The 24032-nt window shown below is 57.8% G+C and carries 22 protein-coding genes; 16 read left to right on the forward strand and 6 right to left on the reverse strand.

What is annotated here, in order from left to right; all coding sequences use genetic code 11:
• Positions 1–6 precede the first annotated feature (6 nt).
• Positions 7–1203, forward strand: coding sequence for a patatin-like phospholipase family protein (locus tag JYG33_RS17225; RefSeq protein WP_207873363.1), 1197 nt, complete (start codon positions 7–9; stop codon positions 1201–1203).
• Positions 1203–1670, forward strand: a complete 468-nt coding sequence (locus JYG33_RS17230) for a barstar family protein (protein WP_207873364.1) — start codon at positions 1203–1205, stop codon at positions 1668–1670. Before JYG33_RS17225 ends, JYG33_RS17230 begins: the two co-directional genes overlap by 1 nt.
• A gap of 3 nt (positions 1671–1673) precedes the next feature.
• On the opposite strand, the gene JYG33_RS17235 is transcribed toward JYG33_RS17230, so the two are convergent.
• Positions 1674–2402, reverse strand: a complete 729-nt coding sequence (locus JYG33_RS17235) for a 16S rRNA (uracil(1498)-N(3))-methyltransferase (RefSeq protein WP_207873365.1) — start codon at positions 2400–2402, stop codon at positions 1674–1676.
• 194 nt (positions 2403–2596) lie between these two features.
• On the opposite strand from JYG33_RS17235, the gene tkt reads away from it, so the two are divergent.
• From tkt to JYG33_RS17250, 3 genes are all read left to right on the forward strand, one after another.
• The gene (gene tkt, locus JYG33_RS17240) at positions 2597–4642 is read left to right on the forward strand and encodes a transketolase (protein ID WP_207873366.1); all 2046 of its coding nucleotides are present in this window, start codon (positions 2597–2599) and stop codon (positions 4640–4642) included.
• Between the two features lie 12 nt (positions 4643–4654).
• Positions 4655–5668, forward strand: a complete 1014-nt coding sequence (gene gap, locus JYG33_RS17245; RefSeq protein ID WP_153229192.1) for a type I glyceraldehyde-3-phosphate dehydrogenase — start codon at positions 4655–4657, stop codon at positions 5666–5668.
• 62 nt (positions 5669–5730) lie between these two features.
• On the forward strand, positions 5731–6921 hold the full coding sequence (locus JYG33_RS17250) for a phosphoglycerate kinase (protein ID WP_279382244.1): 1191 nt from the start codon (positions 5731–5733) through the stop codon (positions 6919–6921).
• 157 nt (positions 6922–7078) lie between these two features.
• Here the strand turns inward: JYG33_RS17250 and JYG33_RS17255 are convergent, their stop codons facing one another.
• On the reverse strand, positions 7079–7921 hold the full coding sequence (locus tag JYG33_RS17255) for an NAD-dependent epimerase/dehydratase family protein (RefSeq protein WP_243430356.1): 843 nt from the start codon (positions 7919–7921) through the stop codon (positions 7079–7081).
• 76 nt (positions 7922–7997) lie between these two features.
• Here JYG33_RS17255 and JYG33_RS17260 point away from each other — a divergent pair, with 76 nt between their 5' ends.
• From JYG33_RS17260 to JYG33_RS17295, 8 genes are all read left to right on the forward strand, one after another.
• Entirely contained in the window at positions 7998–9440 is a 1443-nt protein-coding gene (locus JYG33_RS17260) for an aldehyde dehydrogenase family protein (RefSeq protein ID WP_207873368.1), read from the forward strand.
• 136 nt (positions 9441–9576) lie between these two features.
• Positions 9577–10335: an SDR family oxidoreductase gene (locus JYG33_RS17265; protein WP_207873369.1), complete on the forward strand. Its 759-nt coding sequence runs from the start codon at positions 9577–9579 to the stop codon at positions 10333–10335.
• An 80-nt stretch (positions 10336–10415) separates the two neighbouring features.
• On the forward strand, positions 10416–11045 hold the full coding sequence (mog, locus tag JYG33_RS17270; RefSeq protein ID WP_207873370.1) for a molybdopterin adenylyltransferase: 630 nt from the start codon (positions 10416–10418) through the stop codon (positions 11043–11045).
• Between the two features lie 81 nt (positions 11046–11126).
• Positions 11127–12191: a class II fructose-bisphosphate aldolase gene (gene fba, locus JYG33_RS17275; protein ID WP_207873371.1), complete on the forward strand. Its 1065-nt coding sequence runs from the start codon at positions 11127–11129 to the stop codon at positions 12189–12191.
• A 138-nt stretch (positions 12192–12329) separates the two neighbouring features.
• Positions 12330–13211, forward strand: coding sequence for a phosphoribosylaminoimidazolesuccinocarboxamide synthase (locus tag JYG33_RS17280; RefSeq protein ID WP_009455127.1), 882 nt, complete (start codon positions 12330–12332; stop codon positions 13209–13211).
• A 78-nt stretch (positions 13212–13289) separates the two neighbouring features.
• Positions 13290–13802, forward strand: coding sequence for a 5-(carboxyamino)imidazole ribonucleotide mutase (gene purE / locus JYG33_RS17285; protein WP_207873372.1), 513 nt, complete (start codon positions 13290–13292; stop codon positions 13800–13802).
• Positions 13803–13826: 24 nt separating this feature from the next.
• A complete protein-coding gene (locus tag JYG33_RS17290; protein ID WP_243430217.1) occupies positions 13827–14999 on the forward strand; it encodes a 5-(carboxyamino)imidazole ribonucleotide synthase in 1173 nt (390 codons plus the stop codon).
• Positions 14992–16017: an L-threonylcarbamoyladenylate synthase gene (locus JYG33_RS17295; RefSeq protein ID WP_207873373.1), complete on the forward strand. Its 1026-nt coding sequence runs from the start codon at positions 14992–14994 to the stop codon at positions 16015–16017. Before JYG33_RS17290 ends, JYG33_RS17295 begins: the two co-directional genes overlap by 8 nt.
• Before the next feature lie 63 nt (positions 16018–16080).
• Here JYG33_RS17295 and JYG33_RS17300 read toward each other — a convergent pair whose 3' ends face one another.
• On the reverse strand, positions 16081–16896 hold the full coding sequence (locus tag JYG33_RS17300) for an alpha/beta hydrolase (RefSeq protein WP_207873374.1): 816 nt from the start codon (positions 16894–16896) through the stop codon (positions 16081–16083).
• Between the two features lie 308 nt (positions 16897–17204).
• Here JYG33_RS17300 and JYG33_RS17305 point away from each other — a divergent pair, with 308 nt between their 5' ends.
• Complete coding sequence (locus JYG33_RS17305; protein ID WP_207873375.1) at positions 17205–17651, forward strand: MaoC family dehydratase; 447 nt, start codon at positions 17205–17207, stop codon at positions 17649–17651.
• A gap of 163 nt (positions 17652–17814) precedes the next feature.
• Here the strand turns inward: JYG33_RS17305 and JYG33_RS17310 are convergent, their stop codons facing one another.
• On the reverse strand, positions 17815–19008 hold the full coding sequence (locus JYG33_RS17310) for an acyl-CoA dehydrogenase (protein WP_207873376.1): 1194 nt from the start codon (positions 19006–19008) through the stop codon (positions 17815–17817).
• A 291-nt stretch (positions 19009–19299) separates the two neighbouring features.
• On the opposite strand from JYG33_RS17310, the gene JYG33_RS17315 reads away from it, so the two are divergent.
• A complete protein-coding gene (locus JYG33_RS17315) occupies positions 19300–20181 on the forward strand; it encodes a LysR substrate-binding domain-containing protein (protein WP_207873377.1) in 882 nt (293 codons plus the stop codon).
• Complete coding sequence (ggt, locus tag JYG33_RS17320) at positions 20178–21923, forward strand: gamma-glutamyltransferase (RefSeq protein WP_207873378.1); 1746 nt, start codon at positions 20178–20180, stop codon at positions 21921–21923. The genes JYG33_RS17315 and ggt overlap by 4 nt, the downstream gene beginning before the upstream one ends.
• A 103-nt stretch (positions 21924–22026) precedes the next feature.
• On the opposite strand, the gene purU is transcribed toward ggt, so the two are convergent.
• Positions 22027–22881: a formyltetrahydrofolate deformylase gene (gene purU / locus JYG33_RS17325; RefSeq protein ID WP_207875924.1), complete on the reverse strand. Its 855-nt coding sequence runs from the start codon at positions 22879–22881 to the stop codon at positions 22027–22029.
• A 25-nt stretch (positions 22882–22906) separates the two neighbouring features.
• Entirely contained in the window at positions 22907–24022 is a 1116-nt protein-coding gene (locus JYG33_RS17330) for an NAD(P)/FAD-dependent oxidoreductase (protein WP_243430218.1), read from the reverse strand.
• Positions 24023–24032: the final 10 nt, after the last annotated feature.

A 24032-nucleotide genomic window follows, 5' to 3' on the forward strand; every position in this document is an offset into this window, starting at 1 on the left:
CTTATCATGATCCAGCGCTCTCCCGCTCCTGTGGCATTAATTTTGAATGGGGGCGGTGCGCGCGGTGCGTATCAGGCCGGGGTGTTGGCCGGTTTGTTGGAGCTGCTGGACGCTGATCGCAACCCTCAGTTTCGCAATCCCTTCGATATTATTTGTGGCTCTTCGGCAGGCTCCATCAATGCTGCCGGATTAGCTTGCCGCGCTGACAAGCCTCACGAGGCTGTCGACCATATACAACAGCTATGGGGCTCGTTGCGCACCAACGATATTTTTCATGCTGACCCTTTGCAGTTGCTGGCGACCAGTGTGCACTGGGTGGCCACGCTGGCCTTGGGCTGGCTGGCCCCGCGTCTGCGTGACCATGTGCCGCACTCCATGCTGGACAATTCACCGTTGCGCGACCTGCTGGAAGAGAGCCTGGACTTCGATCGTTTGCAGCGCAATCTGGCCCAGCAGCATGTGGGAGCGCTGGCGATTACGGCAGCGGCTTACACCACGGGCGAGCACCTGACTTTCTATCAGTCCGACGAGCGTATCCGGCCCTGGTCCCGCAATCTGCGCCGTGCCATCCCTGGTGTGATCGGGGTGGATCACCTGATGGCCTCCAGTGCGATTCCCTTCATGTTTCCGGCCCAGTCCCTGCAAGTGGGCAAGCAAACCCAGTGGTGCGGGGACGGGACGATGCGTCAGTTGGCCCCCATCAGCCCGGCCATTCATCTGGGGGCGCACAAGGTGCTGATTGTGGGCACCGGATACGCGGACAACACTTATCACGAGCAGGAATGCAAAGATCCGCCATACCCCTCTTTGGCGCAGATCAGTGGCTATGCTTTATCCAACATATTCCTCGATAGTGTGTCAACGGATATTGAGCGTATGGAACGCATCAATACATTGCTTGCCTATATGCCTGCAAATGTATTACAAAGCCAATCGCTGCGTCCTGTCAGCACGTTTGCCATCACTCCCAGCCGCTCGCTGGATGAAATTGCCACCCGGCATATTCATCAGATGCCAACTGCTGCACGTACCCTATTTCGAGTACTTGGTGTATCTTCAAAGTCCGGTCCGACCACAGGCGGCGCATTAATTTCATACTTGTTATTCGAGTCCGGCTACACCCAAGAGCTGATCGAGTTAGGAAAGACCGATACCATGAGTCGTCGTGAAGAAGTGTTAGCGTTTTTTAAGGAAGCGTCCTGATGAGCCAATCCCTGACTTTGCAAGAAGCTTTGCAACAAGGCGGTGTGCTCGACGCAACGGGCCTGACGGCTGCTGATTTTCTGGAGCAGGCACAGGACCAGGGGCTTACCGCCCTGGAAGTAAGTTGCGATCGTGCGCGCAATCGTTCCGCTGTGCTGCGAGCAGTCGCCAAGGCTGTCGATTACCCTGAATTTTTTGGTGGCAATCTGGATGCGCTCTACGATTGCCTGTGTGACACCGTGCTGGATCAGAAAGCAGGCCTGGCCCTGTGGCTGGACAATCTGCACAGTGGTGATCCTGCATTGGAAAAAGACGCCCAGGCTATTTTGGGTGTGTGTGAAGATGTGCAAGCCTGGGCCTCGAATAACGAGCGCCTGTTTGTATGTGCCGTTCTGCACGCTGGCAAGCATCCTGACCCTGAACCGGGTGAGACCCCTGCTTCCTACTCCAGCCAGGACGAGGAATAAGCCTTATTCCCAGCCTTGCAAGGCGCTGATCGCTGCTGTCAGCGCCAAGGCGGCGGTTTCGGTTCGCAGCACGCGGTGCCCGAAACGAATCGCCTGAGCCTGGGCACGTAGTGCCAGCTCTTGTTCTTCGGGCGACCAACCGCCCTCGGGGCCAATCAATATCGTCATGGCCTGATCTTGCGGCCCAATGGCTTGCGCCAACTGTTTGGGCGCATCGGGATCACAAAATAGATGCAGGCCGGATTCGGCCTCGCGAAAATACTCGGCCAAAGTCAGCGGCGCGGCCAGCTCCATGAGACGGTTGCGGCCACATTGCTCGCTGGCCGACTCAATGACTCGTTGCCAATGGCTCATGCGCTTGGCCTGCCGTTCGGCATTAAGTTGAAGCACGCTGCGCTGCGCCCGAATCGGGACGAAACGACTGACGCCCATTTCCACCGCTTTTTCGATAATCCAGTCCATCTTGTCGCTGGAGGCAATGCCTTGCAGCACGGTGATGCGGCCAGCCAGTTCACGCTCTGGGGTCTGGGCCGCACCCAGATCGGCATAGCCTTTCTTGCCGTCGATGCGCAAGGTGGCCGGATATTCCGTTCCCTGTCCATCAAACAGCACGATGTCCTGGCCGTCCTTCAATCGCAGGACCCGAATGGCGTGATGCGCCAGTGCTTCGGGCAGGGCGACCTCAGTGTCGGCCGTCAGGGCACAGGGGGAGTAGAAACGGGGAGTGGCCATATCAAGACACCATCAAGCATAAAAAACCGCACAAGCATACCGTACCCGAGCTTGGGGACGAAAGCGCAAGGCCCTAGGTCTAGTGGGGCCGATTTGGCGCCAGCGATGCTAAAATAGCGCGTTTTATAAACTAATCAGGGCCGTGAGCCGTCCGCTAGCCGGAATTGTCGCGCCGCCGCCCCAATGAGCTTCTAATGGATATTGCGTCAGCCTCTGATAAAACCCTTGCCAATGCCATCCGTGCCTTGTCTATGGATGCCGTGCAACAAGCTAATTCGGGCCACCCCGGTGCGCCTATGGGCATGGCCGATATCGCCCAGGTTCTCTGGTCCCGACATCTGAAACACAACCCTGCCGACCCTGCCTGGTTTGATCGCGACCGTTTTGTGTTGTCAAACGGCCACGGTTCCATGCTGATCTACGCTTTGTTGCACCTTAGCGGCTACGACCTGCCCATGGACGAGCTGCGCAACTTCCGTCAGATGCATTCGCGCACGCCGGGCCACCCTGAAGTGGGTATTACCTCGGGTGTGGAAACCACCACGGGTCCTTTGGGCCAGGGTCTGGGCAATGCCGTTGGTTTTGCACTGGCTGAAGCCTTGCTGGCCCGCGAGTTCAACCGCGAAGGCCACGATGTGGTCGATCACCTGACCTGGGTTTTTGCTGGCGACGGCTGTCTGATGGAAGGTATCTCGCACGAGGCTTGCTCTCTGGCCGGTACCTGGAAGCTGTCCAAACTGGTCGTGATGTACGACGACAACGGCATCTCCATCGACGGTAAGGTCGAGAACTGGTTTGGTGACGACACTCCCGCTCGTTTTGAAAGCTACGGCTGGAATGTGATCCGCGCCGTTGACGGCCACGATGCCGCTTCGATCCACAACGCGATTGAACAGGCTCGCCGCAACGCGAAAGAGGGCACGGGTCCTACCCTGATTTGCTGCCGTACCGTGATCGGTAAGGGCGCTCCTAACGCTGCTGGTTCCGAGAAAGTCCACGGTGCTCCTCTGGGTGCTGATGAAATCGCCGCCACCCGTGCCGCGCTGGACTGGAACCACGGTCCGTTTGAAATTCCTCAGGAAGTCTACCAAGGCTGGGATTGCCGCGAAAAAGGCGGTGCTCAGCAAGCGGAATGGCAAGAGCGCTTTGACGCCTACAGCCAGGCTTACCCTGAATTGGCCGCCGAACTGGCCCGTCGTTTGAAAGGCGAACTACCTGCCGACTACAGCGCCAAAGTACAGGCCTTTATTGAAGAAACTGCTCAGAAGGCCGAAACCATTGCATCGCGTAAAGCTTCGCAATTGGCAATCAGTGCCTTGGTCAATGTGCTGCCAGAAATGCTGGGTGGCTCGGCGGACCTGACCGGCTCGAACTTCACCGACTGGAAGGGTGCCGAAGCCGTTCGCGCCCACGCCGACGGTGTGCATTTTGGTCGCCACATCAACTACGGTGTGCGTGAGTTCGGTATGGCCGCCATCATGAATGGTCTGGCTCTGCACGGTGGTTACCTGCCTTTTGGCGGCACCTTCCTGACTTTCTCCGACTACTCGCGCAACGCCATCCGTATGGCTGCCCTGATGAAGCAGCGTGTTGTGCACGTATTCACCCACGACTCCATCGGTCTGGGCGAAGACGGTCCTACGCACCAGTCCATCGAGCACGCCAACAGCCTGCGCCTGATCCCCAACCTGCACGTCTGGCGTCCTTGCGACACCACGGAAACTGCCGTGGCCTGGGCCTGCTCGGTCGAGCGTCCTACCAGCATTGGCATGGACGTACAGAACGGTGGTCCTAGCGCCTTGCTCTTGTCGCGCCAGAACCTGCCATTCGTCGAGCGCGATGCGCAAACCATTCAGAACATCCGTCGTGGTGGCTACGTGCTGCGTGACGCGCAAGATGCGCGCGCCATCATCATGGCAACCGGCTCGGAAATCGGTTTGGCTCTGCAAGCTCAGGAACAACTGGCTCAGCAAGGTATTGCGACACGTGTGGTGTCCATGCCTTGTACCAACCTGTTCGACGCCCAGGACAAACAGTGGCGTGATCAAGTTTTGACCCCCGGTATCCCGCGTGTTGCGGTTGAAGCCGGTACGACAGGTCTGTGGTTCAAGTACGTGGGCCTGGAAGGCGCCGTGGTGGGTATTGATACATACGGTGAATCTGCTCCAGCTGGCGTCCTGTTCAAGCATTTTGGTCTGACAGCAGAGAAGGTCGCTGCGGCCGTTCAAGAAATTTTGTAATTGGAGTCTGATATGACGATTCGCGTCGCAATCAATGGTTATGGTCGTATCGGCCGCATGATCTTGCGTGCCCACTACGAGTACGGCAAAAAACACGATATCGAGATCGTGGCCATCAACGCCTCGGGCGGTGCCGAGATCAACGAACACCTGACTCGCTATGACTCCGTGCATGGCCGTTTCAACGCCGATGTGTCGCTGGATGGCGACTACCTGGTGGTCAACGGCGACCGTATCCGCCTGCTGAGCCAGCGCGATGCGCTGACCCTGCCTTGGGCTGAACTGGGTGTGGATGTGGTGCTGGAATGTACCGGCGCTTTCACCACCAAGGAAAAAGCTGGTGAGCACATTCAAGCCGGTGCCAAGAAAGTCATCATCTCGGCCCCCGGTGGCAAAGATGTGGACGCCACCATCGTGTACGGTGTGAACCACGACATTCTGAAGAGTACCGACACCGTTATCTCTAACGCATCGTGCACCACCAACTGCCTGGCTCCCCTGGTTGCTCCTTTGCACAAGGAACTGGGCGTGGTCAGCGGTCTGATGACCACCATTCACGCGTACACGAACGACCAGGTTCTGACTGACGTGCGTCACAAGGACATGCGCCGTGCCCGTTCGGCTACCAGCAGCATGATCCCAACCAAGACCGGTGCCGCTGCTGCCGTGGGTCTGGTGCTGCCAGAACTGAATGGCAAGCTGGACGGTTACGCCGTGCGCGTTCCTACTATCAACGTGTCCATGGTTGACCTGACCTTCGTGGCCAGCCGCAACACCAGCGTTGAAGAAGTGAATGGCATCCTGAAGGCGGCTTCGGAAGGCGCCATGAAGGGCATTCTGGACTACTGCACCGAACCTCTGGTGTCCATCGACTTCAACCACACCACCGCTTCCAGCACGGTTGATTCCCTGCTGACCAAAGTTACCGGCGGCAATATGGTTAAAGTGGCTGCCTGGTACGACAACGAATGGGCCTTCTCCATTCGTATGCTCGACAGCACCATCGCACTGATGTCGGCCAAGTAAGATCTGAATAGCAGGGGCGGGATTTCCCGCCCCTGTCACGTTAATTCCCAGAACAAAAAATCATGTCTACAAGCATCAAGACCTTGTCTGCGCTGGCCGAAACGGACGCGCTGCGAGGCAAGCGGGTGTTTATCCGCTCTGATCTGAATGTCCCCCTGCAAGACGGACGTATTACCGAAGACACGCGTGTGCGTGCCTCGGTGCCTGCCATTCGCATGGCGCTGGATGCCGGTGCTGCAGTAATGGTCACGTCTCACCTGGGTCGCCCCAAAGAAGGCGAGTGCCAGCCTGTGGATTCGCTGGAACCTGTGGTGCAGCGTTTGTCCGAATTGTTGGGCATGCCAGTTGAGCTGCGTCGCAATTGGCTGGATGGCGTGCAAGTGTCGCCCGGTCAGGTGGTCTTGCTGGAGAACTGCCGCTGCAATGTGGGCGAGAAGAAGAACGAACCCGAATTGGCTCGCAAAATGGCGGCCTTGTGTGACGTTTACGTAAACGACGCCTTCGGTACGGCTCACCGTGCTGAAGCGACCACCGAAGGTATCGCCCGCTTTGCTCCTGTAGCGTGCGCCGGTCCATTGCTGGAAGCCGAGTTGAAGGCTCTGGGCCGTGCCCTGAACCAGCCTGCCCGTCCTCTGGTGGCGATTGTGGGCGGTGCCAAGGTGTCGACCAAACTGTCCATCCTGCGCGCTTTGGCTGAAAAAGTTGACCAGCTAGTGGTCGGTGGCGGCATTGCCAACACCTTCATGATGGCTAGCGGCTTGTCTGTGGGCAAATCCCTGGTGGAAGAAAGCCAGTTGGAAGAGGCTCGCGAAGTTATCCGCATCATGAAAGAGCGTGGTGCTGAAGTACCTATTCCAGTGGATGTGGTGTGCGCCAAGTCCTTTGCGGCAGATGCAGTTGCTGAAACCAAATCAGCAGATCAGGTGCAAGAGGATGATTTGATTCTGGATGTGGGCCCGCAAACGGCTCAGCAGATCGCAGACATCATTGCCAAGGCTGGCACCGTGGTCTGGAACGGCCCGCTGGGCGTGTTCGAGTTCCCGGCCTTTGCACAAGGCACCGAAACCCTGTCGCGCGCGATTGCAGGCTCCAAGGCATTCTCGATTGCTGGCGGTGGCGACACCCTGGCTGCGATTGCCCAGTTCAATATTGGTGACGATGTAGACTACATCTCCACTGGCGGCGGCGCATTCCTGGAATTCCTGGAAGGCAAGCGCTTGCCTGCTGTAGCTGCATTGGAAGACAAGGCTTAAGTTAGTCTTTGCTGCATAAGGAAAAAAGCCAGTCAACAGAGGTTGACTGGCTTTTTTCTTGGTTACCGCCTGGCTGTATTAAGTAGTTAATAAATGCAGGCGGGTCCGAGTCACTCCGGTGGCATCAAACTACGAGACCCAAAGCGGCAGACTTTGTTCACGCCCCATCTTTAATCAACTGCGCATACCCTTGCAGAGCATCCGGCCAGTCCAGTTGAAACCCGCTATCCAGCAGTCGCTGGTTGCTCAAGCGCTTGCCACCCTCGTTGGATTGTCTCCGTTCGGGGTGAGCCACTTCCAGCAGATCCGCCAAGCCGTCATACAGTTCAGTAATCCGGTAAGGGCGACTGTCCGTGCCTATATAGCAGGGGAAGGGGGCCGGAGTACGCAGCAGATGCCAGCAGGCACGCGCGGCATCTTCTATATGCAGGCGGTTGGCCCAGTGTTCCGGGTTGTCTGGCACGGTCGCACGGCCTTCACGCAGGCGATCCAGCAATTGGGTACGTCCTGGCCCGTACAGGCCGCTAGGGCGGATGACGACGGCCTGGGCAGGGATGCGGTGGTGCAGCAGTTGCTCGGCCTCCAGCAGCACTTGTCCATTGAATTGCGTCGGCTCGGTTGGTGAGTTCTCGTCCACCCACTCGTTGGAGGGGCCATAGACCGCGCTGGATGAAACAAACACAAAGCGTTTCAGGGCTTTCAGGTCCAGCTCGTTGAGCAGATTTTCCAAACCTTGCAGAAATACGCGCTCGTAAGCGGCCTGACTACGCTGGTCGGGAGAGACGGCGTAGAGTACGTGGGTAATCTTGCGATGTTTCAGACGCAGGGACGTGGGCTCGCTCAGATCTGCTTCCACCCATTCAATCCCGCTATTGTCTTCCAGGGGGATATGACGGCGCAGCCCAATAACCGGCCATTCGTGATGGCGGGCCAGCTTACCGGTGCGGGTGCCCAGATCGCCAGCGCCAGCTAAAAGCAAAGTACGGTGTCGAGAGTCCAAAGCAGCAGGTCCTTGAGTAGAATGATCTCGAGCAAAGCTCGATTGGCTGAAGATAACAATAGCATTGGAGGCGGTCATGGAGTGTCGCAATTGGATTGACGGACAGCAACTTGGCGCGGAGGGCGGTGGTTTGCTACCGGTTATCGACCCCTCCACTGGCGAAACCTTCGCCCGCTTGGCGCAATCGTCCGAGGTGGATATTGATTGGGCCGTTCAGGCCGCCCGGCGTGCTAGCCAGGGGCCGTGGAGCCGCCTCAGTGCGGCGCAGCGCAGCCAGTTGCTGCTGCGTTGTGCCCGAACCCTGTCTGATGCGCGCGAGGAGCTGGCGCGGCTGGAGTCGCGTGATACCGGCAAGCCTTTGCGTCAGGCCCAGTCCGATGCTGCCGCTATTGTCCGCTATTTTGAGTTTTATGCCGGGGCGGTGGACAAGCTGCATGGTCAAACCATCCCGCTGGGCTGGGAGATGACGGCCTTTACCCTGCGCGAGCCCTTGGGTGTGACGGCGCATATCATTCCCTGGAATTACCCTTTGCAGATCTTTGGCCGCAGCGTGGCAGCCTCCTTGGCGGCCGGTAATACCTGCGTAGTCAAACCGGCAGAAGACGCCAGCCTGTCCTTGCTGCGCGTCGCAGAGCTCTTGCACGAGGCTGGCTTGCCTTCCGGCGTACTGAATATTTGTACTGGCCTGGGTAGTGAGGCGGGCCAGGCCCTGGCGGCACATACCGGCATCAACCATATTTCTTTTACCGGCTCTCCCGGCACAGGCCGTCAGGTGGCCTTGCAAGCCGCGCAGAACTTTGTGCCGGTCACCTTGGAACTGGGCGGCAAGTCTCCTCAAATCGTGTTCTCGGATGCGGATCTGGACGCTGCTCTGCCTGTGGTCGTCAATGCGATTGTGCAAAATGCCGGGCAAACCTGCTCGGCGGGCAGCCGGGTGCTGATTCAGCGCGCGATTTATGGGGACTTTACCGAGCGCCTCGCCCAAGCCTTCAAGGCCTTGTTGACCGGGGCGGCCAGCGACAATCTGGATTGCGGCCCCTTGATCAGCGCACAGCAACACGCGCGGGTCAGTGCTTACCTGGAAAATCTGGATCAGGACGGTATTGTGGTGCTGGCCAAGGGCAAGCTGGATTCCAAGGCCCCGGCGGGCGGCTTCTATCAAGTGCCCGTCCTGCTGGATCATGTTCCAGCGAACCATCGTCTGGCGCAGGAAGAAATCTTTGGTCCTGTGCTGGTGGCTCAGCCGTTTGGCACGGAGCAAGAAGCAATCGACCTGGCCAATGGCACGCCTTACAGTCTGGTGGCTGGAGTCTGGACCCGTGATGGCGCCCGTCAGGTACGCATGGCTCGGCAGTTGCGGGCCGGTCAGGTCTTTGTGAATAACTACGGCGCAGCAGGCGGGGTGGAGTTGCCTTTCGGTGGCACCGGGCAGTCCGGCATCGGGCGTGAAAAAGGCTTTGAGGCCTTGTATGCCCTGACCAGTCTGAAAACAGTTGCTCTACGTCATGCAGCCAACTAATCACAGGAGTCTTTAGGGTAAGCGCGGCTGTGGTGCCGGGCGTTTTCTGGCAGCATGGCTGCTGAACGCTAAACCGTATTTCTACATGGCGGCGCAAAGCCGCCATTTCTATATAAAAAAGCAGAAGGAGACAAACATGCGATTGCAAGACAAAGTGGCTATCGTGACGGGCGGTGCCTCGGGTTTTGGTCTGGGCATTGCACAGCGCTTTGCACGCGAAGGAGCGCGTGTACTGATTGCTGACCTGAATGCAGAGCAAGGGCAGGCAGCCGCCGCCCAGATTCAGGCACAAGGCGGTCAGGCCATTTTTGCCGCTTGCGACGTCTCGCAAGGGGACGAAGTTCATGCCCTGTTGGATATTGCCCTGCGCGAATGCGGCGGGCTGCACATTGTGGTGAACAATGCAGGCACCACACACCGCAACAAACCTTTGCTGGAGGTGAGCGAAAGCGAGTTTGATCTGGTCTATGCCGTCAACGTGAAAAGCATTTACTGGAGCGCCAAACACTTTGTGCCGTACTTGCGGGCTCAAGGTTCGGGTTCGTTCATCAATATCGCCTCGACTGCCGCTTTGCGGCCTCGTCCCGGTCTGGTCTGGTACAACGGCACCAAAGGTGCCGTGGTGACGATCAGCAAGGGGATGGCAGCCGAATTGGGCCCGGACAATATTCGGGTCAACTGCATCAACCCGGTGATTGGTGACACGGCATTGCTGGAACAATTCATGGGTATGCCCGATACCCCCGAAAACCGCAGCCGCTTTTTGGCGGGAATTCCGCTGGGCCGTTTTTGCACACCCAAGGATGTTGCTGCTGCTGCGCTGTATCTGGCTTCCGATGAGGCCGAGTTTGTGACCGGCACCTGCATCGAGGTAGATGGCGGCCGTTGTATTTAAGCCCCACTGCGATTCGTTACAATCGTGCTATTGGCAGGCCCGTTCAGGGCCTGTAGTTTATTTCGCTTCCAAGGAAAAGCATGACATTCAATCGACAGTCTTCTCGCGAACATCCGGATCAATTGCGCATAGGCTTGGTGTCGGTTTCGGATCGCGCCTCCAGTGGACAGTACCAGGATCAAGGTATACCGGCGCTGCGCCGCTGGCTGGATTCCGCCTTGACGGTCGCGCCAGCCTATCTGGAGCGCCTGATTCCTGATGAGCGAGCCCAGATTACCGGCACCCTGATCGAGTTGGTCGAGGCCGGTTGCGACCTGATTCTGACCACCGGCGGCACGGGCCCGGCCCGTCGCGATGTGACGCCAGAGGCCACTCTGGACGCGGGAACGCGCGAAATGCCCGGATTCGGTGAACAGATGCGCCAAATCAGTTTAAAATTCGTACCAACAGCGATTTTGTCGCGGCAAGTTGCGGTCATCCGAGAAATTCAGGACCACGCTGCTCTGATTATCAATCTGCCTGGGCAGCCCAAAGCCATTCAGGAAACACTGGAAGGATTACGGGATACAGAAACCGGACAGGTATTGGTTCCCGGTATTTTTGCAGCCGTTCCTTATTGCATCGACCTGATCGGCGGGCCCTACGCACAAACTCACGAGCATGTGGTGCAAGCGTTCCGCCCCAAGTCGGCGCGTCGGACCGCCAGTTAACACGCTCAACAAACAATCGGCTGGACACGAACCGTGCCCAGCCAAGTTTTTCAATTATTTTAGTCTTCAGGAGGTCTTCTCATGGCCCTAGTTTCCATGCGCCAGCTGCTCGATCATGCGGCCGAGCACGGTTATGGTATTCCAGCGTTCAACGTCAATAACCTGGAGCAGGTCCAGGCCATTATGGAAGCCGCCTCGGAGACGGACAGTCCCGTCATCATGCAGGCTTCGGCTGGTGCTCGTAAGTACGCGGGTGGCGATTTTCTGCGTCACCTGATCGAAGCCGCTGTTGAGTCCTACCCCAACATCCCTGTGGTGATGCACCAGGATCACGGCCAGTCCCCCGAAATCTGCAAAGGCGCCATCGACCTGGGTTTCTCCAGCGTAATGATGGACGGCTCCTTGCTGCCAGACGGCAAAACCATTGCCGACTTTGAATACAACGTGGAAGTGACCCGCAAAGTGGTCGACATGGCTCACAAGCTGGGCGTGACCGTTGAAGGCGAGCTGGGTTGCCTGGGTTCCCTGGAAACCATGCAGGGCGACAAGGAAGACGGCCACGGTGCGGACGGCGTTTTGACCCTGGATCAGTTGTTGACCGACCCTGAGCAAGCGGCTGAGTTCGTGACCCGCACTCAACTGGACGCGCTGGCTATCGCCATCGGCACCAGCCACGGTGCTTACAAGTTCACCCGCAAGCCTACTGGCGACATCCTGTCCATCGAGCGTGTGAAAGAAATTCACCGTCGTTTGCCCAACACCCACTTGGTCATGCACGGCAGCTCCAGTGTGCCTCAGGAACTGCTGGCTGAAATCCGCCAGTTCGGTGGCGACATGAAAGAAACCTACGGCGTGCCTGTGGAAGAAATTCAGGAAGCCATCAAGTACGGTGTGCGCAAGGTCAATATCGACACCGATATCCGTTTGGCCATGACTGCTGCCATCCGTCGCTTCATGTTTGAAAACCCAGAGAAATTCGACCCGCGCGAATACCTGAAACCTGCTCGCGAAGCCGCCAAGAAAGTGTGCGTGGCCCGCTACCAGGAATTCGGCGCTGCTGGTCAGGCTTCCAAGATCAAGGCCATTCCTTTGCAGGAAATCGCCCGCCAGTACAGCACCGGCGAGCTGTCCCAGATCGTTCAGTAAATTTGTCAGGCGGAGCAGGAGTGGGCAGCACGACTGCCCGCCCCGGTTCCGCGTCTTTGCCCGGTGCCGCAGGCGCCGGGATTGTCGTCCCGCCTGCATCCATAGTCAGCGGGATGTTTTCGTTTTAAGGATGAAATCGTGCAAGAGCCCTTACATCAATCCAGCCTGAGCTCCTTGCCGCTACTCGCGCGCGGCAAAGTTCGGGACATGTATGCGGTGGGTGAGGATAAGTTGTTGATCGTGGCCAGTGATCGCATTTCGGCATTTGACGTGATTCTGGACGACCCCATTCCCGGCAAGGGCGCTGTCTTGACGCAGATGACCGAATTCTGGCTGAACAAGCTGGCACACATCATCCCTAATCACACGACGGGCGTGAACCCGGTTGATGTGGTGGCGCCTGAAGAGCGTGCTCAAGTCGAAGGCCGCTCCATGGTGGTCAAGCGCTTGAAGCCCATCATGGTGGAAGCGGTGGCCCGTGGTTACCTGATTGGTTCGGGCTGGAAAGACTACCAGGCGACAGGTGCTGTTTGTGGTATCACCTTGCCTGCTGGCTTGAAGCAAGCCGCCAAGCTGCCTCACGTGCTGTTTACACCGGCTGCCAAAGCAGAAATGGGCTCGCACGACGAGAACGTGGATTTTGCTCACGTGGTCAAGGAAGTGGGCCAGGAGCTGGCCGAGCAGATCCGTGATGTGACCTTGCGTCTGTACACCGAAGCCGCTGACTACGCGGCCAGCCGTGGCATCCTGATCGCCGACACCAAATTTGAGTTCGGTCTGGATGATCAAGGCCAATTGCATTTGATGGACGAAGTGCTGACCCCAGATTCCTCGCGCTTCTGGCCAGCCGACAGCTATGCCGAAGGCATCAGCCCACCGTCCTACGACAAGCAATTTGTGCGTGATTGGCTGGAAACCCAGGTTTGGGACAAGACGCCACCTGCACCTCGCTTGCCTGCTGAAGTGGCCGAGCGCACCGCTGACAAATATCGCGAAGCGCTGGAGCGCCTGACAGCGTGAACGGGCAGTAGCTCGGATTTTCTATTTACCAAGGCGCCTGGCAGCATGGCGCCTTCTTCCTTTTAGGGCGTATCTCTGATGAGCGTACAAACTCCTGCGACCCCCACCGTCGGCATTGTGATGGGTTCCTCCAGCGACTGGGATGTCATGAGCCAGGCCGTGGCCATTCTGGATGAATTTGGCGTGTCTTACGAGTGCCGTGTGGTCTCTGCCCACCGCATGCCGATTGACATGGTGGATTACGGTGCCCAGGCGCCAGCCCGTGGCCTGAAAGCCATTATTGCGGGAGCAGGCGGGGCGGCTCATTTGCCCGGCATGCTGGCTGCCCTGACACACTTGCCTGTGTTTGGCGTACCCGTGCCTTCGCGTTACCTGCGCGGTGAGGACTCCCTGCTGTCGATTGTGCAAATGCCCAAGGGCGTGCCGGTTGCTACCTTCGCCATTGGTGAAGCGGGTGCCGCTAATGCCGCGCTGCATGTTATTGCCAATCTGGCCGTCAACGATACGGTCCTGACTGAAAAACTGATTGCGTACCGTGCCCGCCAGACTGAGGCCGCCCGAGCTATGCGCGTTCCTCCTGCCACTGCCTGATTTGATTTTGTGATGATGACCCCCATGACTGATGCTGTCCTACTGGTCCCTGGCTCCTGGCTGGGCATGATTGGAGGCGGCCAACTGGGCCGCATGTTCTGCCATAGTGCTCAAAGCCTGGGCTACAAAGTGGCGGTGCTGGACCCCGACACTCACAGCCCGGCTGGTGCCGTGGCGGATCTGCATATCTGTGCTGCCTACGATGATGCACAAGCATTGGTTCAACTGGGGGAGCTGTGCCAAGCCGTCAGTACCGAGTTCGAGAACGTACCAGCACAGTCCCTGCTGACCCTGGCCCAGCACACTCGTGTCACGCCTTCGGGTGATGCCGTGGGTATCGTGCAGGATCGTATCCGTGAAAAAGCCTTTATCGCACAAGCCGGTGTGCCAGTGGCACCCTATGCGGCCATTGAAAGCCTGGAAGACGTGCAAGCCGCCGATAGCGCCTTGTTCCCCGGCATTCTGAAGACGGCGCGCTTTGGTTATGACGGCAAAGGGCAGGCCCGTGTGGCGGACCGTGAACAGGCGCTGGCTGCCTTCAAGGAATTCGGTTCCCAAGCCTGTGTGCTGGAAGCCTTGCAGCCTTTGAAGTCCGAAATTTCGGTTGTCCTGGCCCGTGGTCTGGACGATCAGGTCAAAACCTTTCCATGTGCTCGTAACGAGCACCGTGATGGCATTTTGGCTGTGTCCACGATTAGCGCCCAGTTCCAGGACGATGTCTTGTCCGAGCAGGCCCGTCAGGCGGCGGCTGCCATTGCCCGCACCCTGGATTACGTAGGTGTGCTTTGCGTGGAATTCTTCATTCTGGAAGATGGCCGTTTGCTGGCGAATGAGGTGGCTCCTCGTCCACACAATAGTGGTCACTACACCATGAACGCCTGCGTCACCAGCCAGTTTGAACAACAGGCCCGAGTGATGGCCGCTTTGCCTTTGGGTGACACCCAGGCGCTGTGCCCATCCATGATGCTGAATATCCTGGGCGATATCTGGTTTGATGCTCAAGGCCAGATGCGTGAACCGGATTGGGCGGCTTTGCTGGCCGTACCGGGTGTGTCCTTGCATCTGTACGGTAAAACCGAGGCCCGCATAGGTCGCAAGATGGGTCACGTCAATATTGTGGGCGAGTCCGACCAGCAGGTGCGTGATCGTACGGCTCGTGCCGCGGCTGCCTTGCTCATTGCTTTTGACCATGACTGATACTCCCCACACCCCCTCTGAACAGCAAATAGAGCAGGCTGCCCGTGTGCTGGCACAAGGGGGGCTGGTGGCCTTTCCGACCGAGACGGTTTACGGCTTGGGTGCGGATGCAGAAAACCCGGCTGCTGTGCAGTTGATTTACAAGGCCAAGGGACGCCCAGCCAATCATCCTTTGATTGTGCATGTGGCTCCTGGAGCGGATCTGCGCTATTGGGTGACGGAGATCCCAGCGGTTGCACAGCAATTGATTGACGCTTTCTGGCCCGGTCCGTTGACCCTGATTCTGCCGCGTAACCCCGCTATCCCTGATACGGTTAGCGGTGGGCAAAACAGTATTGGTATTCGGTGCCCGTCTCATCCGGTCGCGCAGGCTTTGCTCAAACGCATGGCGGAACTCAAGCCCAGCGGACAGGCCGGAGTGGCTGCTCCATCGGCGAATAAGTTTGGTCAGGTATCGCCCACGGCGGCCAGCCATGTGCGTGACGAATTTGCCGATATGAGCGCGGACGAGCTGCTGATTGTGGAAGCGGGTTCTTCAGAAGTGGGTATCGAGTCCACCATCGTGGACGTGTCGCGTACCCATCAAGGCCTCGGTGCTGTGCTGTTGCGGCCCGGTCATATCACGGCAGCCATGATCGCCGAGGTTATTGGCTATGAGCCCGCCAGCCCGGATCAGCAAGCCCCACAAGTATCGGGTAGCTTGAAAGCGCATTACGCGCCCCGTACCCCTTTGTCTTTATTTGATGAAGGCAGTGCGCCTGCGGTGCAGGCCGCCTTGGCTGAAGGGGGCAAGCAGGCTGTGGTGGCCTTTGCAACCTTGCCACCGTTCTCGGCGGATGTGCACGATTGGTATGTATGCAGTCCTGATACGCAAGTCTATGCCCAGGATTTGTACGCCATGCTGCGTCGCCTGGATCAAGGCCAGTACGAGCATATCTGGGTGCAGCGTTGCCCGACTACGCCAGACTGGCAGGCGGTCAATGACCGCCTGGGCCGAGCAGCAGCAGCCTTTGAGTAAGGCTGCTGTTTAGTGGTGTGTGTGCTTTAAGGACTGACCTTGGGGACGGAGTAAGTTTGCTGCTTAGCGAGCTGTTCGCTTCAGAAAGTCCACAATCGCCTGGTTCACCTGTGCTTCCTTATCCCGGTAGGGCAGGTGTCCGCACTGCTCCAGTTCCAGCAGCTCGGTGTGTGGCACCAACTCCTTGATGCGGCGGATTTGTTCCAGTGTGCCGTATTCATCATCCACGCCTTGGATAGCCAGAATTGGGCAGGTGATGCGGGTAACGTCTTCTTCAATATTCCAGTCGCGGAACCGGGGATCTGTCCAGGTAGCGTTCCAGCCCCAGAACGCCGATTCCACATTGTCGTGATAACGACCCAGACGTTCGCGCAGAAAGCCTTGTTCGTAGGCTTCGCGGGCCACCAGAATACCGCGCAGGGAAATATCTTCCACAAACAGGTGCGGGGCCATCACCACAATGCCTTGCAGCTTGTCGCTAAAGCCGCTGGCAGCCAGCAGAGCAATCGATCCGCCATCGCTGTGACCGACCAGCACAATCGGGCGTTTCTTCCCATCTTCCCCCAACTGTTCCAGTAATTGCGGCAGTACTTCCAGCGACTGCTCGTGCAGATAGTCCGGCTCTTTCGGGCTATTGTCCGGGCGCGGGGTGCTACGGCCATAGCCATAACGCGAGTACATCAAGCCACTACAGCCGGTTTGTTCACACAACTGCGCAGGCCAGTCTTTCCACATCGTGATCGAGCCCAAACCTTCGTGCAGAAACACCAGCAAAGGGGCGGTTTCACGCTCGGGGGCGATACGTTGATATTCCAGATTAATAGCTTGGGTGCCTTGAGTCAGGCTCGCAAATTGCACAGAGGAATCGAGTGTTGTCATAGCCGTCTTGTGTACAGAAGCCCTGGACAGAGGGGGCGCTGAAGTAATTAGGAAACTCTCTTTATGCCATAGATTGATCAGAGACGCATACGCTGGCCCATCCTGATCCCTGATGTGGACATTTTGCTGCTGTTTTGTCTGCATTCTGGCGGGGTGCTGCAAATTTTTGCAGAGATGGTAGAGTGGCGATCTTGATCTTTTTTTGCCGCCGGGCTGTCCCAAGGCTCGGCGCCCCCAGCAAAAAGCTCCCCCCTTGGGAGCAACAAGCCGAAGGCGTAGCGTGGGGGCTTTTTTGGTTGCACAACAACATGAAATTTGCTGAATTTGAAGTGGGTATGGTCATCAATCACCCACTTGTACCTGTGACTCGCGAAGAGATGCTGGATTTTGCTCAGAAATACGATCCGCAGTCCTTTCATATTGATGACAAGCAAGCCGAAGAAGGCCATTGGGGCGGTTTGATTGCCAGTGGCTGGCTCACTTGTGGCAAGACCATGCGCATGGCCGTGGACTCTGCCTTGCATGACTCCGAGTCTTTTGGTTCGCCCGGTCTGGAACGTCTGCGCTGGGTCTTGCCTGTGCGGGCTGGCGATTCCATCCGTCTGGAAGCTACGGTCGCTTCCAAACGTGTGTCCAGCAGCCGTTCGGACCTGGGCATCATTCGCTGGAACTGGAATGTGTTTAACCAGCGCGATGAACTGGTGCTGGAGCTGGAAGCCACCAGCATGTTTGAGTTGAAGCCCGAACAAGAATAAAAAGACCACCAAACATTATCTCTAGCTTGCCGATTTTTTCCGGGGTCCTTTTGATCTTGAAAATGTCCTTGCGGCTGGAAAGAAACCCCACGCTACGTTTTTTGTCTGCTGCTTCTGAAGGGGCCAGGGCAAAGTCTCTTGCTTTGCCCCGGCCCGACCTGAATTAGAAGAAAGCCTGAATCCCGGTTTGTGCACGACCCAGAATCAGGGCGTGTACATCGTGGGTGCCTTCGTAGGTGTTCACCACTTCCAGATTGACCAGGTGGCGGGCAATGCCGAACTCGTCAGAGATCCCATTGCCGCCCAGCATGTCGCGTGCCAGTCGAGCAATATCCAGTGCCTTGCCGCAGGAGTTGCGCTTCATGATGGAGGTGATTTCGACGGCAGCCGTGCCTTCGTCTTTCATGCGTCCCAGACGCAGGCAGCCTTGCAGCGCCAGCGTAATCTCGGTTTGCATATCGGCCAGTTTTTTCTGGATCAACTGATTGGCGGCCAAGGGGCGGCCAAACTGCTTGCGGTCCAGGGTGTACTGACGAGCGGTATGCCAGCAGGATTCGGCTGCGCCCAAAGCACCCCAGGCAATACCAAAGCGGGCAGAGTTCAGGCAGGTGAAGGGACCACGCAGGCCCGAGACATGGGGCAGCATCTGGCTGTCTGCAATGTCCACATCGGCCATGACAATTTCGCCGGTTAGCGAAGCGCGCAGGCCTACCTTGCCGTGAATGGCGGGTGTGGACAGGCCCTTCATGCCTTTTTCCAGAATGAAACCGCGAATCTTGCCGTCATCCTCGCCACCGACCACCTTGGCCCAGACCACAAAGACATCGGCAATGGGGGAGTTGGTAATCCAGGTCTTGTTCCCGCTCAGGCGATAGCCACCGCCTACTTTGACAGCGCGGCTTTCCATGGCACCGGGGTCCGAACCGTGATTGGGTTCGGTCAGGCCAAAGCAGCCAATCCACTGTCCGCTGGCCAGCTTGGGCAGGTATTTCTGTTTCTGCTCTTCGCTGCCAAATTCAAAAATCGGCACCATGACCAGGGAAGACTGCACGCTCATCATGGAGCGGTAGCCCGAATCCACACGCTCTACTTCACGAGCGATCAAACCATAGCTGACGTAGTTCAGGCCGGCGCCACCGTAGGCTTCAGGAATAGTGGCTCCCAACAAACCCAGCGAGCCCATCTCGGCAAAGATGGCCGGGTCGGTCTGTTCGTGGCGGAAGGCTTCCAGCACGCGCGGCAGTAGCTTTTCCTGCGCATAAACATGGGCCGCATCGCGCACCATACGTTCTTCATCGCTCAATTGCTGATTCAGCAGCAGAGGGTCGTCCCAATGGAAAGAGGGATTGTCAGACATAGAGGTACTCCGGGAAGATCAAAGACGGTCAATCAGGTGGAGCCAGCAAGGGCACCATCGGTCTGGAAACAGGGAAAGAGCAGCTCAAGTATCGCTGAGCGCGGTGGCCGTCGGCAGTTGTGTGAGGCCTTGTGCATCATCGGGCAGGCGATATCAGGCTAAAGTCCCAGCATAGTGTGCATAAAGCGCACAAGGCAATTGATAAAATTGCACAATGTCGTGTGCTGACGTAACGATCTGGCCCTGTGCTGAATGGACTGGGCTGGGGCGGCAGGATTAAGAGGGAGACCTATGAGACAAGGCGTGCCCAGTTTGGGCGCATTACAGGCTTTTGAGGCCACGGCCCGCTTGGGGACTTTTTCCCGTGCGGCTGAGGAGCTTTCTTTGACGCATAGCGCGGTGTATCGGCAGGTTAGTGGCCTGGAACAGCGGCTGGGCGTGACCTTGTTGACGCGGGTGCGGCGGCGTCTGGTCCTGACCCCGGCGGGTCGTGATTATGCGGCTCGTATCCGCCATCATCTGGAGCAGATCGGCAAAGACACCTTCAGCCTGATTGCGCGTGCCGGAGTGGGCCGCAGCATCCATCTGGCCGTGCTGCCTACTTTGTCGACCGTGTGGCTGATGCCGCGTCTGGCCAGTTTCTCCCAGCGCTATCCCGATATCACCGTCAGCCTGTCCGTACGTACTACTCCGTTTCAGTTTGGTGACCATCCCTTTGATGCAGCCATTTATCATGGGCGGCAGTTATGGCCGCAAACCGAAGGCATCAAGCTGTTTGATGAGGGCGAGCTGGTGCCCGTGTGCTCCCCCAGGCTGGCGGCCAGTGGTGACTGGCAAAAACTGGTTCACCTGCATATGTCCACACGCCCTGATAGCTGGTCGGACTGGTATCGATCCGCCGGTCTGGAGCCTGATCTGCGTGTCAGTTCCGGCCCTCGCTATGAGTTGTTCAGCCTGGTAATGGCGGCCTTGCATGCGGATATGGGCCTGGCCCTGATGCCGCGCTTTCTGGTTAGCAAAGCGCTGGAGCGGGGCGAATTGATCATGCCGCAAGACCATGCCATGCCTGTTAGCGAAGCGTATTTTTTTAGTTATCCCACGGCCAATGAGCCCAGTGAGGCGGTACTTCTACTGGAGCAATGGCTGCTTGAGCATGAAAAGGAGAACACATGAGATTGCCCTGGAAACCGGCGCTGCTATCGACTGCATTGGCCCTGGCTTTGGCGCTGCCTGCGCAAGCCCGGGAAGTGGCGACACAGCATTTGAATCCGGAAGCCGCCAGCAGTGTCATGCAGCGCGACAAACACGTCACCCAGAAAAGCATGGTGGTGACGGCACATCCTTTAGCCACACAGGCAGGTTTACGCATTCTGGATCAGGGTGGCAGTGCGGTTGATGCGGCTATTGCGGCTCAGTTGGTGCTGGGTCTGGTGGAACCCCAATCCTCCGGGATTGGCGGGGGCGGTTTCTTGCTGATGTTCCAGCCCAGGACTAGCCTGATGAGCTACGACGGACGTGAAACGGTACCTGCAGCTAGCAGCCTGGATCGTTTTGAACTGGACGGTAAAACCATGTCCTTCAAACAAGCGGTCAATAGTGGTCGCTCTGTGGGGGTGCCGGGCTTGCTGCGTGCACTGGAGCTCATGCACAAGGATGGCGGCGTACTGCCGTGGGCCAATCTGTTTGAGCCGGCAATTGAGTTGGCGGAGGCAGGGTTTGAGGTCAGCCCCCGTTTGCACGCCTTGATTTCGGATAATCCCGAACTGGCTGACAAGACCGCCACACGTACTTATTTTCTTGACGAGCAGGGCAAGCCCTGGCCGGTAGGTCATCGCTTGCAGAACAAGGCCTATGCGCAGGTGCTGCGTCTGTTAGCCAGACAGGGCGCACAGGCTTTTTATCAAGGTGAGCTTGCTCGGGACATGGTGGCTGCCGTCACAGGTGATCCTGTTGCGGGTGATCTGACGGAATCAGACTTGCAGCAGTACCGTGCGCTGCGTCGTGAGCCTCTCTGTATGGACTGGCAGCAAGTGGCGCTGTGCGGCATGGCGCCGCCCAGTTCGGGGGCCATCAGCGTGATGCAGATGCTGGGTATCTTGCAGCACACGCCAATTGCTTCTGCAAAACCTCAATCAGCCGAAGCGATTCATTATTTCTCCGAGGCAGGGCGGCTGGCCTTTGCCGATCGGGACGCCTGGGTTGCTGACCCCGCGTTTGTGTCGGTGCCACAACAGGCTTTGCTGGCACCGGAATATCTTAAATCGCGTGCCGCCTTGATTCAGCCAGATCGATCCATGGGGCACGCTCAACCGGGCAAACCTTTGGTCGACTCACAAGCTGCCAGCGATAACACGCCAGAGCTGCCATCGACTACTCATCTGTCCGTGGCCGATGCCAAAGGGCAGGTGGTGTCCATGACTACATCGGTGGAATCGGCCTTTGGCAGCAAGATCATGGTTCAGGGTTTCTTGTTGAACAATCAGTTGACGGACTTTGCCTTGAGCCCCAAAGACGAGATGGGACGTCTGTCCGTGAATCGAGTGGAGCCAGGTAAACGTCCGCGTAGTTCCATGGCGCCGATGATAGTGATGCAGGAGGGGCGCCCTGTGATTGCCGTAGGCTCACCTGGAGGCAGTGCCATCATTCCTTACGTGGCTCAGGCCCTGACCGGCATGTTGATGTGGGATATGGATGCACAAGAAGCCGTCAGCCTGCCGCATTACGGTAGCCGTAATTGGGCCACTGAGCTGGAAGCAGGAACCGCTGTGACAGAGCAGGCCCAAGCCTTGAGGGCGATGGGACACGAGGTTCGAGAGCAGCCTTTTCCCAGCGGTACGCATGTGATTCGCTGGACCCAGGAAGGACTGGAGGCCGGGGTAGATCCTCGGCGGGAAGGGTTGGCCTTGGGACAGTAGATAGGCGTATTGGGTAGCCAATAAAAAGCCCTCAATGCGTGGATTTATATCCACCGCATTGAGGGCTTTGTTTTCAGGCTTAAGGTAGCCCTGATCTTGCTACTTAGCGGAACACCACGGTGCGCTGATCGTTCAGCAAAATACGGTGCTCAACGTGGGCGCGTACCGCACGGGCCAGAACCAGCGACTCCACATCACTACCGATCTGTGTCAGCTCTGTTGGGCTGACAGCATGGGTAACGTGCTCAACGTCTTGCTCGATGATTGGGCCTTCGTCCAGATCAGCCGTCACGTAGTGAGCGGTTGCGCCAATAATCTTCACGCCGCGAGCATGTGCCTGGTGGTAGGGGCGGGCGCCCTTGAAGCTGGGCAGGAAGCTGTGGTGAATATTGATGGCACGGCCGGACAGGGACTGGCACAGATTGGTCGACAGAATCTGCATGTAGCGGGCCAGCACAACCAGATCAATCTTCAGCTCGCTAGCCAGGTCGATGATTTGTTGTTCTTGCTCGGGGCGGGTTTCCGGTGTCACGGGCAGGTGATGGAAAGGAATGCCATAAGAGGAAGCCAGACCGGCGTGGTCGGTGTGGTTGGAGGCCACAGCGGCAATTTCAACAGGCAGTTGGCCGCTATGGGCACGGAACAGCAGATCGTTCAGGCAGTGGCCTTGGCGGCTGACCAGAATCAGCAAGCGGGCTTTGCGCTGGGCGTCATAAATATTGGCCGCCATGCCAAATTTTTCTGCAATTGGGGCGAAGCTGGCTTGCAGTGCGTTGACGTCCTGCTTTTCAGGCAGGGAAAACTGGATGCGCAGGAAAAAGCGGTTGGTGGCGGCGTCGCCAAACTGCTGTGCTTCAAGAATGTTGCCGTTCTGCTCAAGCAGCCAGCCCGATACGCTGTGGACAATGCCGGTGCGATCCGGGCAGGATAGGGTCAAGATGTAATCGTTCATCGACAGTATTGTAAAGATTTCAGAAAAGTTTTTAAGCTGCCTGGGCCAGAGTTTCCTGGCTGTGTTGTGCAATCGCTAAACACGCGGTCAGGCCGGGGGATTCGATGCCGAACAGATTCAGTAGTCCGGGGATGCCGTGGTCGGCAGGCCCGGAAAAAACGAAGTCGGCGGCCGCATGGCCTGCGGGCACAATTTTAGGCCGGATACCGCTGTAGGCCGGGTTCAGACTGTGATCGGGCAGGGCAGGCCAGTACTCGCGTACGGCGGCGTAAAAGGATTGGCCCCGTTGAGGGTCCATATCGTAGTTTTCGTCCTGCACCCACTCTGTGTCCGGGCCAAAGCGGGCCTGGCCAGCCAGGTCCAGCGTCAGATGTACACCCAGACCGGCTTTATTGGGCATGGGGTAGATCAGATGCTTGAAAGGCGAGCGGCCTGCCAAAGAGAAATAGCTGCCCTTGCACAGATAGGCGTTCGGGATATGGCTGGCATCCAGCCCCTGGATGTGACGTGCGGCGTCCACCGCACCTAGGCCAGCGGCATTGATCAGGTGTGTGGTGGTCAGGCTGAAGGGTTCTGCGCCACCCACGTGCACCTCAAAACCTTGCTCGGGCAGGACACGCGCACTGACAAAGGGTGTATTGAAGACCAGTTGCGCGCCATGGTTTTCAGCATCGCCTTGCAGAGCCAGCATCAGGGCATGCGTGTCCACGATGCCGGTAGAGGGCGACAGTAAAGCTGCGCTGCAATTCAATGCCGGTTCCAGTGCTTTGGCCTGAGCGGCGTCCAGCCACTGCAAATCGTCGACTCCACAGGCAAGCGCTTGGGCTTGCAGTTGTTGCAGTCCCGCTTCCTGCTCGGGCCCTGTCGCCACAATCAGCTTGCCGCAACGCTTGTGGTCGATATGGTGCTCTTGGCAGTAGTCATACAGCATGGCTTTGCCTGCTACACACAGACGGGCCTTCAGGCTGCCGGGTGTGTAGTAAATACCGGCGTGTATGACTTCCGAGTTACGCGAGCTGACGCCATTGCCGATGCTGGCGGTTTGCTCAATCAGCAGAACCTCCATGCCTTGCTGGGCCATTTGTCGGGCGCAGGCCAAACCTACGACCCCGGCTCCCAGCACTATGCAATCGACATCGTTTGCCATGATCAGAACC

Origin of the sequence: Alcaligenes sp. SORT26, assembly GCF_017377875.1 — a bacterium.
GTDB lineage: Bacteria > Pseudomonadota > Gammaproteobacteria > Burkholderiales > Burkholderiaceae_B > Alcaligenes > Alcaligenes parafaecalis.